Raw genomic sequence first — 13,190 nt, forward strand, 5'->3', positions numbered from 1 at the left:
TCAGTCGAAAAGCTCGCTCAGGAAGCTCTTTTTGTAATTCTTCTTGTAGGGCTTGCCATAGTGGCGGTCGTCATAGCCGCGCTCGCCGCCGCGATATTCCTGCTCGCGATATTGCGGCTGCTGGGGCGGAGGCGCGGCCTGCTGCTGCGGCGCGGTCGCGGCTTCGCTGCGCTCGATGATCTTGTCGAGTTCGCCGCGATCGAGCCAGACGCCGCGGCATTGCGGGCAATAATCGATCTCGATCCCCTGCCGTTCGGACATCGTCAGATTCACGCGGCAGGTCGGGCAAAGCAGCCCTTGGGCATCGGTCACAAAAATTCCTTTCTCGGCACATGCGAAACGCGGCCGAAAGCGACCGCCTTTCATCTCAACGCCGGAGCGGGATTTGCGTTCCCGCGCGGTCAGCCATCGGCCTCATGGACGAGCAGGTCGCCCGGCTGGCACCCGAGTTCGGTGCAGATCGCCTCGAGCGTCGAAAAACGCATCGCTTTGGCCTTGCCGGTCTTGAGGATCGACAGATTGGCCAGCGTGATGCCGATGCGCTCGGACAGGTCGGTTAGCGTCATCCGCTTGGCGTGGAGGAGGTCGTCCAGTTTCACGACGATCGCCATCACACGGTTCCTTCCAGTTCGTCGCGCATCGCCGCGCCCTGTTCGAACACCGCCGCGAGGACGAAGGCGAGCAGGATGGCGAGGATGTTGTTCAGAGACAGCCCGCCCATGCCGGCAAATTCGCTGTGCGCCGCCGCGACGCTGCTCGCGATCATGTGGAGCGGGATCGCCAGCAGCTGCGCCGCGACAAGGCCCCAGCCGATACGGCGGAGGCGCCGAGTATTCGCGGGGACGAAGGGATCGCCGGTCGCGGCGCTGGCGACCAGTGCCTGCAACTGGCGCAGCACATAGACGGCAACCGCCAGGATCGCCGCCAGCACGGCCATCATCCAGAGCAGTTGCGACTGGATGATGCCGGGGTCGACAAAGACCTTGTTGTTCTTCAGCTCGACCATCACGTCGGGCCAGGCGGCGACCAGCGCGATGCCGACTACGAGCACGAGCACGGTGGCCGCCGCCACCAGCCCCAGCATGAGCCAGAGCAGGCCGCGGGTGACCCCAAGCAATGTGGAATGTTGAGCGGGCATATCGTTCTCCGATAGGTTGTTTATCGAAGAACAATATCGCGAGTCGTCCTTATCGTCAATCGATATTATCGAAAAACGATATTTCGGGCCTAGGCCGCCTGCCAGTCGAACGTCAGCGGCGCTTCGCGGAAGGCGAAGCGATCGAGGTGGCGCGCCACGGCACCCTTCAAACCCTCGAGCTGGCCGTCGATGCTGGCATCGATGCGGACCGCCAGCGCATCCGTGCCGGCATCGAAGGTCACCAGCCCGTCGCCCGGCCACTCGGCGCCGCGAGCGTCCTTGGGAAAGGTCACCGTGCCATGATCGGCGGTGAATTCGACCGCTAGGTTGTGCTGCCAATGCTTGCACAGTTGCTGGAGATATTTGCCGGCATGCGCGGTGGGCACGCTGGCGGTTGCCGATATCGTCATATCCGTTGCTCCTTACAGCCGTTCGATCTTCTGCGCGGCTTCGTCGATCAGCGCGACGACTTCGTGCAGCCTTGCCTCGTCGATGTCGCGGTCGCCGAGCCGATTGAGCAACACCTGGCGCAGATTGCCCATCGCGCGGCGGACCGATCCGCCATCGGTGCGCTGCCGCTCTTCGCCGACCTCGGCCAGCCGCGCGAGCAGCGCTTCGACGATATCCTTGTTCGCGTCGAGTTCGACCGCGCCATCTGGCGTAATCGCGAACAATCTCTTGGCGCCTTCGCTTTGCTGCGCGGCGATCTGGCCCATGTCGTCGAGCAGGGTGAGGGTTGGGTAGATGACCCCGGGGCTGGGGGCATAGGCCCCGCTGGTCAGTTCCTCGATCCGGCGGATCAGGTCATAGCCATGGCGCGGTTCGTCGGCGATCAGCCGGAGCAGCACCAGCCGCAGTTCGCCGCTGTCGAACATCCGCCGCCGCGACCGGCGGCCATCGTCGCCGCCTCCATGTCCGTGGCGACCGCCGAAGCCGCGTCCATGGCCGAAGCCCCGTCCGTGTCCGCCGTTGTGCATAGCGCGGCGCATGCCGCAGCCGCGCCCCTCCATCTTTCCGTGAAACATCATATAGTCCTTAGAGCTGTTTCAGATAGCTCTAAGATATATCTTATGAATAGCTACACAAGGGGGGCGTCCGCAAATTTTCCGGACATGATCCTGCGGCTTTTGTGAACCGATGCGCCGCGATGCGTCAAAGGCCTTCTTCCCGGGCCAGTGCCAGCAGGCGTTGCCAGTGGCGTCGGTCCCGGCCGTTCAGGCCGCGATCGGCGGCGCGCCGTTCCAGTTCGGGGCGCGTGTTGTCCCCGTGTTTCAGCTTCATCTGTTGCAATGCGTCGAGGTCGTCGGCGAGCTTTTGTGCCGCGCGTCGACCGCCGAACATGTCCGAAAAACCCAATGATCCCTCCTGTCGACATGGAAGATGCACGGGGGGAGTGACATCAAGTTGTGACAACTTATCAGATTAAAGGAGGCTTGTCTTGGGGTTGGCTGCTCTCTTGCCGTCCCGGTCGGGGAACGGCGCCGACCGGGCGGCGCATCGCACCTTGACTTCCCCGGCGTCGGCGCTATTGGCCACCGCACATTGTCGCTGCTCCGGCAGCGGCGATTCCGTCCGAGACAGTTGGTGAGGGGAATATGCCCTTCTTAATTTCCAGCCGAGACGGGGAACAGTCTTTATCGGTCGCCCGCCTGGTTTCAGGTGACGCGGCTTGACCGACCCCATCGGACATCGTTGCGCAAAGGACAGGCGAGCTTTGGCTCGCTGCCGCCTTTGCGTGTTTTAGCCGCCCGGCGGCGCGTGCTTGCGCGCGGTACCGGGCACAGAGTGGAGTATAGGCATGGATCGTACGGAAAAGGCCGAAGCCGTATCCTCGCTGAACGCTACGCTGTCGTCAGCTGCCTCGGTTGTGGTCGTCCGCAACCTGGGTCTGACCGTCGCTCAGTCGACGGTGCTGCGCCAGCAGATGCGTGATGCCGGGGCCGACTTTCGCGTCACGAAGAACCGTCTTGCCAAAATCGCGCTCGACGGCACGTCCTACACCGGCATCGGCGAACTGCTGACCGGTCCCACGGCGCTCGCAACCTCCACCGATCCGGTGTCGGCTGCGAAGATCGCGGTGGAGTTTGCCAAGACCAACGACAAGCTTGAGATCGTTGGCGGCGGCATGGGTGACGTGGTGCTCGACGTCGATGGCGTCAAAGCGCTTGCTTCGCTTCCCTCGCTCGACGAGCTGCGCGCCAAGATCATCGGTCTGGTGCAGGCTCCGGCCACCAAGGTTGCGCAGATTGCCGCAGCCCCGGCGGGCCAGCTGGCGCGGGTTTTTGGCGCATATGCCGCCAAAGAAGCAGCGTGATTTCGAACTAACCCCTTGAACTACTGCCGGGACATCCCGGCTCTGATGGAGAATGAACATGGCTGATCTTGCAAAGATCGTTGAAGAACTGTCGACCCTGACCGTCCTCGAAGCGGCTGACCTGTCGAAGCTGCTCGAAGAAAAGTGGGGCGTTTCGGCTGCCGCTGCTGTTGCTGCCGCTCCGGCCGCTGCCGCTGCTGGTCCGGCTGCTGAAGAGCAGACCGAATTCGACGTCATCCTGACCGGTGACGGCGGCAACAAGATCAACGTCATCAAGGAAGTCCGCGCGATCACCGGCCTGGGTCTTGGCGAAGCCAAGGCGCTCGTCGAAGGTGCGCCGAAGCCGATCAAGGAAGGCGTGAACAAGGCGGAAGCCGAAGAGCTGAAGGCGAAGATTCTCGCTGCCGGCGGTACCGTCGAACTGAAGTAAGCTCTTGTCCGGGCCCCTTCGTCGGGGCGCGGGTTGGAATAGGAAAAGGGCGGTGCCGCGAGGCGCCGCCCTTTTCTGTTTCCGGATATCGCAGGCAGTTAACTAGCTGCCGGCGTATCCGGGACGAAGCCGGCCGGGAAAGAGCGGCGCCTGATCGGGGCGGCGCGTCGTCTGCTTGGCAAGCGCGGGCTCGGGACGGTTGGCGATTTCCCATGCACTGACCGGCTGGCGCGCGACCTGCGGCTGATCCATCAGCCCGTCATATTCCATCCGCTCCTTGCGGTCATGGAAGCGCGCGCGCTTCAGGCGCTTCTTGAGCGTCAGGAACGGGTTGTCGGCGGTCGGTCCGACCATTGCCAGCGCCTCGTGGCGTCCCATGCTGCCGCTCGGTGCGGCGGCGAAGGCCGGCGTCGAGCGCTGGGCTGGCGGGGGGGGCGCGATGACCTGTTCGTCGCGCAGCGCATAGGCGGGCGCCGCAGGGGTGGTCACGGGGCCACGAGCCACCGCCGGGGCGATGGGTGCGACGACCGGAACATCGGCATATTCGACCGTCGATTCGGCCCAAGCCTCGCGCGTCCGGCGACGGCGGCTGAAGGCCAGCGCGGCACCGCCGACGATCAGCAGCGCGGCAGCCCCACCGGCCAGCTCCCACGGGAAGCCGTCAGTGGCGGGGGCCGCATCGGCGACCGGCGTCGGAACCGGATCGACCACCGGCGCAACCGGGGTCAGGTTTTCCGCGGGCAAGGTGCTGGCCGCGGCTTCGGCGGGAATGGCTGCACTTGAGACAGCCGCGACGGGCGCAACTGCAACCGGTTCGGGCGCGGCGGTGCGTGCCGTTGGTGTCGGACGCGCGGCGGCCTTGGGCGCGGCGCGCGGGGTCGCCTTGGCGACCGGAGCGGCAGCGGGTTCGATATCGACGGGAACGCGGATCACCGGCGCGGGCTGCGCCGGTGCGGCGACCGGGGCGCTCATTGCCGGCGCCGGAGCCGTCGTCGGCGCGACCGGCGGCACCATCACCGGCGGGGCGACCGGCTCGGCCACGGGTGCGGTGGTTTCCTGCGCGAAAGCGCTGGGGCTGGACAGAACCAGGAACGCGGCAATCGCGCACGTGGCGGGGCGGGAGAGGGGAATGTTCTTCGTCATAGTGAAGGGCCAACGAACGGCACGCAAAAAATGCTGCCGAATGGCGGCGATTTTCACGATGAACCGTGGCAGCCGGACGGCGCGGCGATGATTTCGACTCGTTTCGGCGCCTTGCGGCGTCGGAATCGCGGTCAGGCGTGTTGGGGCGGGCGCGACGAATCCATTGCCGCCGCCGCGGCGGAAATCGCTGCGCCGATCAGCCCCATGTCACGGTCGAACCGGGTGTCGAGCGCCGCATCGTCGAGTGTCGCCATCGCGACCATCATCGGCATCGACAGCGAAAGCCGCAGCGTCCCCGCGGCGCGGCCATCGGCCAGACTATGCGTGCGCACCGGCTGGCCCAGGCGGATTTCGCGACCCAGCCATTGGCGCGATTGGCGCGCGATATGGCGATGGATTGCCCGCGCCTGATCGAAATCGCAGGCCGCCCAGCGCGCGGAGAGGTCGAGCGTGCGCAGGGTCGCGGCGGCGAGGCAGGGCGCGGAGAGGTCGAGCGTGCGCAGGGTCGCGGCGGCGAGGCAGGGCGCGGTCCTGTTTTTGCCGTCGCTGTCCAGTACGTCGCGTAGTTCGAGCCGCGCGACCATCCGGCCGACATGATGGCCGAAGCGCGCGGCGATATGATCGACCTGCGGCGCGGGCAGTGCGGCAAAACGCTCGATCTCGATCATCGCCGCCTGGAGGCGAAGGAGCAGGCCGAAATTGCCCGACGCCGGCAAACGATCGGCCCCCGGCCAGTCCGCCGGCCATTCGGCGCGCGTGGCGACGCGGCGATAACCGTCGGGAAGCGGCATGGCTCTGGCCCGCACCGCGTCGGGGATCAGGGCGAAGCCGCTGAACGGCGGCCCGCCGGCGAATTTCGATCCGGTCATCAACACGACGCAACCGAGCGCGAGGTAACGGCGGATCGTCGTAGGCGCGACGCGCAGCTGGCACGCGTCGACGACGATCGTCACTGCGTCGCCGAAGGCCGCGACGATCCGTTCGACATCGGCGAGGACCGGCAGGGTCAGTCCCGATTTCGACCCGTGGACGACATGGACGACCGGACGGCGGTCGTTTGCGATCGCTCGCTGCGCAGCGGCGGCGAGGTCGTCGGCGACGGTGCTCGACGCGCGCGGTCGTCCGGCGGCGTCGCGCACCGGAACATCGACCAGTTCGGTGCCGGCAAAGGCGGGATCAATCGCCGATTGCGCGACGACCCGCGCGCCGGTCGCGGTCTCGTCGGCGAAAAAGCGCCCCGCGGCGCTGTGGACGCAGCCGCTGCCGACTTCGTCGCGCCCGAGCAGGATCGCGGTGAGCGGTCGCCCGTCATGGGCCGCGGCAAGCCCCGCATATTCGAGGTCGGTGCCCGACGCGGCGAACACCACCGCGGTGTCCGGCGTCCCAAAGGCTTCGACCAGCTTGAAGCGCAGGATCGCCAGGGCCTCGGCATAATCGCCCGCGGCGACGGGGCGGTCGAGCCCGTGATGCCAGCGATCGAGCAGGGTATGAAAGGCGTGGTCCGAGATGCTGCTGATCGTCGACGAGCCATAGGCGAGTGCGTCCGACGGCAGCACGCTGGCATGATATTGGTTGCGGCCGTCGGCGTCGGGACGGATCCGCGCATCGCCGCCGCTGGTGAGGGCGGTCGCCAGCCGCGCCGCGTAGCGTTTGGCGGGCGGAAGGCGGGGTTCGTCGGCGGGAATCGCGTTGAGCAACATTTGGAGCGCGGTCCTGGCAAGGGGAGGGCAAGACCGATGTCTACCGCCCCAACATGACAGAGATTTGGCGTTTTGGTTTCAGCGCCGTCACCGAAAGGTCATGCCGCTGCAACCTCCGTGTGGTCGAACCGCCTTATGCGAACCACCTCTCTTCAGCCCACGCGGCTACCCGACGCCATCCGCCAACAGCGGCTGCTCTTCATCGCCAAACATGCGCGCTGGACCGGCGCCTTGCACCCCGAGGACGGCAACCACGCCCTCTATCACCGCGAGATTCGCGAGATATTGGAAGGGCTTGGTGTCCCGCTTGTCATTGCTGACAGCTATGCGGCGCTGTTCGACAGACCCGATGCCGATTTCGTCTTTCCGCTGCTCAACCGGGGTGGCTTCTTCAATTCGGAAATGCTGCTGCCCCTGCTCTGCAACCGCATGGGCCTGCCCTATGTCGGCGCCTCGCCGATCGTGCGCGGACTCTCCGACGACAAGCATCTGACCAAGCTGGAGGCCGCCGCCCGCGGCGTGCCGACCGCGCCCTGGGCCCTGTTCCGCCGCGGCGCGCCGGTCGACGTGTCGCGCTGCCCGCCCGCCTCGCGCTGGGTGATCAAGCCGAACAACAGCTCGGCGTCATGGGGCATTCGCGACGCGCACGATCGCATCGAACTCGCGCAGGCGGTCGCCGAGATCCATGCGCTCGACCATGACGCGATCGTCGAACCCTTCATCGTCGGTAGCGATGTCGAGGTGCCGGTGATCACGCAGGGCGGCGAACCCGCGATGCTGCCGATGATGATCTTCGAACAGGCCGATCCGACGCACCTGCGCACCTATCAGGAAAAGCGCGACCTGGTCGACCGCAGCGCCAAATATAGCCTCAAACTGTTCGACGAACCCGAAATCGGTGCGCGCATCGCGGCGATGACCGCGCAGATGGCGGAGGTTTTCCGCCCGTTCGATTTCGGGCGTTTCGAGTTCCGCGTCGACTTCGCGACCGGCGAGGTGCGGCTGCTCGAGGTGAACCTCAACTGCAATCTCTGGTCCGAAAAAGTCTTCGGCCGCGCCGCCGTCGCTGCCGGATTTACCCAGGCCGACCTGATCGAGACGATCGTCGCCGAAAGCATGCTCCGCCAGTTGGCGCCGGCGGCGGCGCGGAGGGACGCGGCATGAGCGGACAGCAAACGGGCCTCGGTTCTATCCTCATCCTCGCGGGGCGGCGGCCCGGCGCGGTCGACGCCCTCGCCGAGGCGCATGGCGTCGCCGACAAATGCCTGGTGCCCGTTGTAGGCCGTCCGATGGTCGCACATGTGCTCGTCAGCGCCGCTGCGACCGACGCGGCGCGCATCTTCGTGTCGAGCCATCACGAAGGACTGGCCGACGATCTCGGCGATATCGTCGTCGACAGCCTCGGCGATCGCCTTGTGTTCGTGCCCGCTTCCGACAATCTGGCGGATTCCGTACTCGCTGTTGCCGAACAGGCGGATTTCCCGCTGCTCGTTACGACCGCCGACAATTGCCTGCTGACCCCTGCGACGATCGCCGAAATCAGCGCCGAAGCGGCGCGCCTCGGTGCCGAGGCGGGGGTGGCGCTGGCGCGGCGTGAGGATGTGCTGGCGGCGCATCCTGAGGGCCAGCGGCGCTTTTACGAATTTTCGGACGTCGCGGTGTCGAACTGCAACGCCTATTGGATCGGCCATCGCAGAGCGCTGAAAGCCGCCGAGGCATTTCGCGGCGGCGGGCAGTTCGTCAAGAAACCGGTTCGGGTGATGCAGGCATTCGGGCTGGTCAACCTGCTGCGTTTCCGCTTCGGGCTCGGCCCGATCCATCATATCTTCGGCCGCATCTCGCGGCACCTGAAGGTCGATGTCGCGGCCCTGCTCGTGCGCGACGGCGCTACCGCGGTCGACGTCGACAACGAACGGTCGCTGCGCGCGACCGAGGCGATCATGGAAAGGCGCCGGCCGCCGCAGCGGCCGGACGCGGACTTATTACTTGGCCTTGATCACGCGGGCCGACTTGATCATCGCCTTGCCGATGCCGGTCTCGTTGGCTGACACGGTCAGGCAATTGCCCTTGAACTTGGGCTTGTCGCACAATTCCCAGGTTTCGCCGGGATAGACCGCGATGCTGCCGACGAGGAAGTCGTGCTGCAGCGACGGTTCGTCCTTTTCGAGGCGATAGGAATCGCCGTCGAACTTCTGGCCTTCGAACAGGGTCAACGTGCCTTCGATCGTCTTGGACTTATCCTGTGCCGCAAGCGGGCTTGCCAGCAGAGTGAGGCCGACAGCGACGGCTGCGAGGCGGGTGAAACGGGCCATGCGGAATCTCCTTTATGGTGCCCCTCATGGCGGAAAAAAGGGACCGGCGTCAACTGGGTGACGCCGGTCTCGAAATTGTCCCGTTTCAGTGCTTTGGGCGTCAGTCGGCGACCCAATTGCCGTGGAACCCCGGCGGGACGCGGTGCGGCAGGTGGATCACCGCCTGCGGCGCGCCGGTGAAATCGTCGGCGTTGAGGATGACGAGGTCGGTGGTCTCGTCGTTCATGTCGACGACCAGCCCGATCAGCCAGCCGTCGTCTTCGGCGCCATCTTCGCTGCGCGGAACAAAGACGAATTCGCCGGGGTGGCGGCCGGGGCCGAAGTCGTGCGCCGTCGTGGTGCCGGCATCGAGGTCGTGGCGGAAAAGCCGCGTTTCGGCGAGCGCCCACTCGGCCGATTGCGCGTCGGGGATGGCGACGCTGTAGGCGTAGCGATAGGGCCGGGTCGTCAGCCGCTCGTCGTAGCGTGGGAATTCCTGCGCATGATCGTGGATCACGGTGCGGGTCGTGGTGCCGGCCGCGGGATCGATCGTCCAGCGTTCCATGCGCGATTTTTCGCTGTCGGGGCCGCGCTTCGAGCTTGCGAACATCGTTTCGTGGGCGACGACGTCGACGATCACCTTGCCGTCCGCCGTCTCGAAGGCGTTGGCGGGGTGGAAGACATAGCAAGGCTCGACCGGAACCCAGACGATGTCGTCGGCGCCGCCCTTTCTGGGGAGGAGGCCGACCCGCGCCTGGTGCGCGTCGTTCCACGCATAGGGGAAGCGGTAGCCCGCCAGCAGCATCTTCATCGAGAAGGTCACCGGCAGGTCGAGCACCAGCACATAATTTTCGGTGATCGCGCAATCGTGGATTGACGGACCGTCGCTCACCGGGATCGCCAGTTCGCGGACGACCTGCGCATCCTTGTCGAGCACGACGTGCCAGACCTTGTTCGGCTCGTCGCCGCGATAGGTGATCGCGTGCATTTCGTCGGTGAAGGGGTCGTGGTGCGGGTGTGCAGTAAAGGCGCCGGCGAGGCTGCCGTCGAACGGGTTGTGAGCGATCGTGTTCAATTCGTAACCCAGTTCGACCGGCTTTCCGCCCGCCTCGACGATCGCGAAGGTGCGGCCCGCGAGGCCGACGACGTTGGTGTTGGGGGCATCGTTGCGCCCTTCGCGCGGGCCGGGGGGCAGATCTTCGCCGAGGGCTTCGCAGGCCTCGCTGCCGCGGACCCAGCGGTTGCGATACCAGTCGGCCTTGCCGTTCGCGATGCGGATACCATGGACCATGCCGGCGCCGGTGAACCAGTGATAGCTGGCGGGATCGGGGGCGATCGCCGGGTTGGGACCGTTGCGCAGGTAGCGGCCGGTCAGGGCGGCCGGGATTTCGCCGTCGACGCGCAGTTCCTGCAGCGTGAATTCCTCGGTCATCGGTTGGTGGATGCCGGTCAGGAAGGGATGCGCGTCGGTGGGGCGGGGGAGGCGCTTGCGGTTGAAATCGGCGACCTTGCCGATGGTTTTGGTGACGGCACCGCGGATGATGGTTTCGACGTTGCTGGCCATGATGAAGCTCCGTACGGAAGTTGGCGAAGGTGCCGCGCAGCGTGGGGTTGCGTGGGCGACTCGATATGTTTACAGTGACAACATGATGGCGAACAAAGATAACAGTGTCAACATAAAAAGCGACGGCGCGAAAGCGGCGGGCACCTATCATCATGGCGACCTGCGCGCGGCGGTGATCGCGGCGGGGCTCAAGCGGCTGGAAGCCGGCGACGACGGCGAACTGGGGCTGCGCGCGCTGGCGCGCGATGTCGGGGTCAGCGCGACCGCGCTTTACCGCCATTTCCCCGACAAGGAGGCGCTGCTCGACGCGCTCGCGGGTGAGGGATTGCGGCGGCTCGGCGCGCTGCAGGCGCAGGCGTGGCTGAAGGCGGGCGGCGGGGTCGCGGGCTTCAAGGCGACCGGCGCCACCTATGTGCGGTTCGCGCACGACGAGCCGGCGCTGTTCCGCCTGAGTTTCACGCGCCAGATGCCCGACCGCAAGGATGGCGAAGAAGACGGCGGCGAAGTGGCGTACAACCTGCTCCGTGCCGGGGTTGGCGAGGCGCTGCCGGGGGTGAAGGACCCCGATGTTGCCGCGCTGCACGCCTGGGCGCTGGTCCATGGCCTGGCGATGCTGATCCTCGACCGCCGCATCGACTGGGACGAGGCGATGGTCGAACAGGTCGTCGGGCTGACCTTCGGCGGGGTGGCCTGACCGCCGGCGCCGCGACCCGCATTTCGTCGCAAATCCAGGGCGGCGGCGCTTATGTTATCGATTTCTTTGCCAATTTCGATCAGTCTTGTCGCATGACGCGGTCGATGTCCCCCAAGGTCGAGACGCTGTTCTGGTCGCTTTTGACGGCGCTGGGCTATTTCCTGCTCGCCAGCCTGTCGCTCGCCGCGACCAAGGGCGCTGATAATATCGCCGCTGTGTGGCCGCCGTCGGGCTATCTGCTCGCGATGCTGTTGCTGGCGCCGGCCGGCGCGCGGATCGGCGCCCTTGTCGGCATGGCGGGCGCCAGCGTCAGCGCCAATATGCTTGGCGGCGCCCCGCTGTCGCTGTCGGCCGCCTTCACCTTGGCCAATGCCGTCGAGGGTAGTGTCGCGCTGTGGATGATCAATCGCCGCGAGCGCGGCATATTGTCGTTCATGGTGCCGCGCTCGGTCGGCAATTTCTGTATCGCGGCGCTGACCGCCAGTTGCGCCAGCGCCGGTATCGCGACCTTGCTGACCGGTGGCGGTTTCGATTTTTTCCGGTCGTGGCTGACCACCGTCGGGCTGGGAATGCTGATCGTCACCCCGCCGATCGTCATGCTCGCGCGGCTTGCCGGAGCGGGCGCGCTCGGCAACAGCAATCGCGCCGGGACCGTCGAGGCGACCGCGATCCTGACCGCGGCGGCGGCGATCACCACCGTCTGTTTTTCGCAGGCCGAATTTCCGGTCACCTTCCTGCCGTGCGTCGCGGTGGTCGCGGCCTCCTATCGTCTCGGCCCGTTCGGCGCCGCGGCCAGCGTGCTGATCGTCACGATCATCGCATCATGGATGACCGGGCACGGGCTCGGCCCGATCGCCAATATGGACGCCGCGCCGACGACGATCGTCCTGTTTCTGCAATTCTATCTGCTGACGCTGTTGTTCACCGCGCTGCCGCTCGCGGCGCTGCTCGTCGTGCGGCAACGGCTGGCGAAACGGCTCGAGCAGAGCAACCGCTGGCTGCTCCAGGCCGAGGCGGCGGCGCTCGTCGGCCATTGGCGCGTCGACCTTGTCCGCTGGACGATCCAATGGTCGGATCAGGCCTATCGCATCCACGGGCTGGAACCCGACACGCCGATGACGGTTCAGGGCAGCCTCGACCGTTATATGCCCGGGGACGGCGACCGGATGCGCGCGACGCTGGAAAAGGCGGTCGCCGACGGCACATCCTTCGCATTCCATGGCCAGATCATCCGCCCCGACGACGAGGTGCGCGACATCGTGTCGCACGGCTCGATCGAAATGAGCCGCGGCGGCAAGCCGGTCGGCATCTTCGGCACGATCCAGGATGTGACCGAGACCGTCGAGAACGCCCGCATGCTTGAAGCGGCGCGAAACGATGCCGAGGCCGCGGCGAACACCGATGCGCTGACCGGATTGCCGAACCGCCGCCACACGCTCGCCTTCCTCGAACGCGCGCTGGTCGGCGCGCGCGAAAATGGTGCGCCGCTGGCGGTCGCGATCTTCGACATCGACCATTTCAAGCGGATCAACGACATCCACGGCCATGGCGTCGGCGACGCGGTGATCCGCCGCGTCGCGCAGCGCGCCAAGGCGTCGCTACGCGAAGAGGATATGGTCGGCCGTTATGGCGGCGAGGAATTCGTCTGCGTGCTGCAACGGTCGAGTGCGCAGGCCGCCGAACTGGTCGCCGAGCGGGTGCGGCAGGCGGTCGAAGCCTTGAACGGCCGCGCCGACGACGACGGTCCGCCGGCGACGGTCAGCATCGGCGTCGCGGTCTATGCCGGCGAGACCGGCGTCGAGGAACTGCTCCAGCGCGCCGATGACGCGCTCTACACCGCCAAGCGCGAAGGACGGAACCGGCTGCGCATGGCGGCTTGAGCGGTGGGCGGTCGGCTTTGGGGTGGGGCGCCGTCA

Annotated in this window: 16 protein-coding genes; 6 read left to right on the plus strand and 10 right to left on the minus strand. The window is 66.3% G+C overall.

The window, feature by feature from the left end; all coding sequences use genetic code 11:
* The 6 genes from AC07U1_RS12200 to AC07U1_RS12225 form a co-directional block, all read right to left on the minus strand.
* Positions 1-261 carry a TFIIB-type zinc ribbon-containing protein gene (locus AC07U1_RS12200; protein WP_410468136.1) on the minus strand — a complete coding sequence of 87 codons (261 nt, stop codon included), beginning with the start codon at positions 259-261 and terminating at the stop codon, positions 1-3.
* A 140-nt stretch (positions 262-401) separates the two neighbouring features.
* Positions 402-611 carry a helix-turn-helix domain-containing protein gene (locus AC07U1_RS12205; RefSeq protein ID WP_187138910.1) on the minus strand — a complete coding sequence of 70 codons (210 nt, stop codon included), beginning with the start codon at positions 609-611 and terminating at the stop codon, positions 402-404.
* Positions 611-1,138: a DUF2975 domain-containing protein gene (locus tag AC07U1_RS12210; protein WP_495176327.1), complete on the minus strand. Its 528-nt coding sequence runs from the start codon at positions 1,136-1,138 to the stop codon at positions 611-613. Before AC07U1_RS12210 ends, AC07U1_RS12205 begins: the two co-directional genes overlap by 1 nt.
* 89 nt (positions 1,139-1,227) lie before the next feature.
* A complete protein-coding gene (locus tag AC07U1_RS12215) occupies positions 1,228-1,548 on the minus strand; it encodes a DUF2218 domain-containing protein (protein ID WP_495176326.1) in 321 nt (106 codons plus the stop codon).
* Between the two features lie 12 nt (positions 1,549-1,560).
* Positions 1,561-2,163: a PadR family transcriptional regulator gene (locus AC07U1_RS12220; RefSeq protein ID WP_495197704.1), complete on the minus strand. Its 603-nt coding sequence runs from the start codon at positions 2,161-2,163 to the stop codon at positions 1,561-1,563.
* A 127-nt stretch (positions 2,164-2,290) separates the two neighbouring features.
* Positions 2,291-2,494 (minus strand): hypothetical protein, encoded by a 204-nt coding sequence (locus tag AC07U1_RS12225; RefSeq protein WP_156377715.1) that lies wholly within the window; start codon positions 2,492-2,494, stop codon positions 2,291-2,293.
* 442 nt (positions 2,495-2,936) lie between these two features.
* Between AC07U1_RS12225 and rplJ the strand changes: the two genes are divergently transcribed.
* Both rplJ and rplL read left to right on the plus strand, forming a co-directional pair.
* Positions 2,937-3,452, plus strand: a complete 516-nt coding sequence (rplJ, locus tag AC07U1_RS12230; RefSeq protein ID WP_056348365.1) for a 50S ribosomal protein L10 — start codon at positions 2,937-2,939, stop codon at positions 3,450-3,452.
* A gap of 58 nt (positions 3,453-3,510) precedes the next feature.
* The gene (gene rplL / locus AC07U1_RS12235) at positions 3,511-3,882 is read left to right on the plus strand and encodes a 50S ribosomal protein L7/L12 (RefSeq protein WP_056348362.1); all 372 of its coding nucleotides are present in this window, start codon (positions 3,511-3,513) and stop codon (positions 3,880-3,882) included.
* A 102-nt stretch (positions 3,883-3,984) separates the two neighbouring features.
* Here rplL and AC07U1_RS12240 read toward each other — a convergent pair whose 3' ends face one another.
* Complete coding sequence (locus AC07U1_RS12240; RefSeq protein WP_495176324.1) at positions 3,985-4,923, minus strand: hypothetical protein; 939 nt, start codon at positions 4,921-4,923, stop codon at positions 3,985-3,987.
* A gap of 233 nt (positions 4,924-5,156) precedes the next feature.
* Positions 5,157-6,725, minus strand: coding sequence for a hypothetical protein (locus AC07U1_RS12245; RefSeq protein WP_495176323.1), 1,569 nt, complete (start codon positions 6,723-6,725; stop codon positions 5,157-5,159).
* Positions 6,726-6,860: 135 nt separating this feature from the next.
* Here AC07U1_RS12245 and AC07U1_RS12250 point away from each other — a divergent pair, with 135 nt between their 5' ends.
* Entirely contained in the window at positions 6,861-7,889 is a 1,029-nt protein-coding gene (locus tag AC07U1_RS12250; protein ID WP_495176322.1) for a D-alanine--D-alanine ligase family protein, read from the plus strand.
* On the plus strand, positions 7,886-8,773 hold the full coding sequence (locus AC07U1_RS12255) for an NTP transferase domain-containing protein (RefSeq protein ID WP_495176321.1): 888 nt from the start codon (positions 7,886-7,888) through the stop codon (positions 8,771-8,773). Before AC07U1_RS12250 ends, AC07U1_RS12255 begins: the two co-directional genes overlap by 4 nt.
* Here AC07U1_RS12255 and AC07U1_RS12260 read toward each other — a convergent pair.
* A complete protein-coding gene (locus AC07U1_RS12260; protein ID WP_056348351.1) occupies positions 8,708-9,037 on the minus strand; it encodes a beta/gamma crystallin-related protein in 330 nt (109 codons plus the stop codon). The genes AC07U1_RS12255 and AC07U1_RS12260 overlap by 66 nt on opposite strands.
* A gap of 100 nt (positions 9,038-9,137) precedes the next feature.
* Positions 9,138-10,580 (minus strand): 8'-apo-carotenoid 13,14-cleaving dioxygenase, encoded by a 1,443-nt coding sequence (locus AC07U1_RS12265; protein WP_495176320.1) that lies wholly within the window; start codon positions 10,578-10,580, stop codon positions 9,138-9,140.
* 85 nt (positions 10,581-10,665) lie between these two features.
* On the opposite strand from AC07U1_RS12265, the gene AC07U1_RS12270 reads away from it, so the two are divergent.
* Positions 10,666-11,274 (plus strand): TetR/AcrR family transcriptional regulator, encoded by a 609-nt coding sequence (locus AC07U1_RS12270; protein WP_495197705.1) that lies wholly within the window; start codon positions 10,666-10,668, stop codon positions 11,272-11,274.
* A gap of 92 nt (positions 11,275-11,366) precedes the next feature.
* The gene (locus AC07U1_RS12275) at positions 11,367-13,154 is read left to right on the plus strand and encodes a sensor domain-containing diguanylate cyclase (protein WP_495197706.1); all 1,788 of its coding nucleotides are present in this window, start codon (positions 11,367-11,369) and stop codon (positions 13,152-13,154) included.
* Positions 13,155-13,190: the final 36 nt, after the last annotated feature.

It is taken from the genome of Sphingopyxis sp. GW821-FHT02C12 (genome assembly GCF_059421785.1).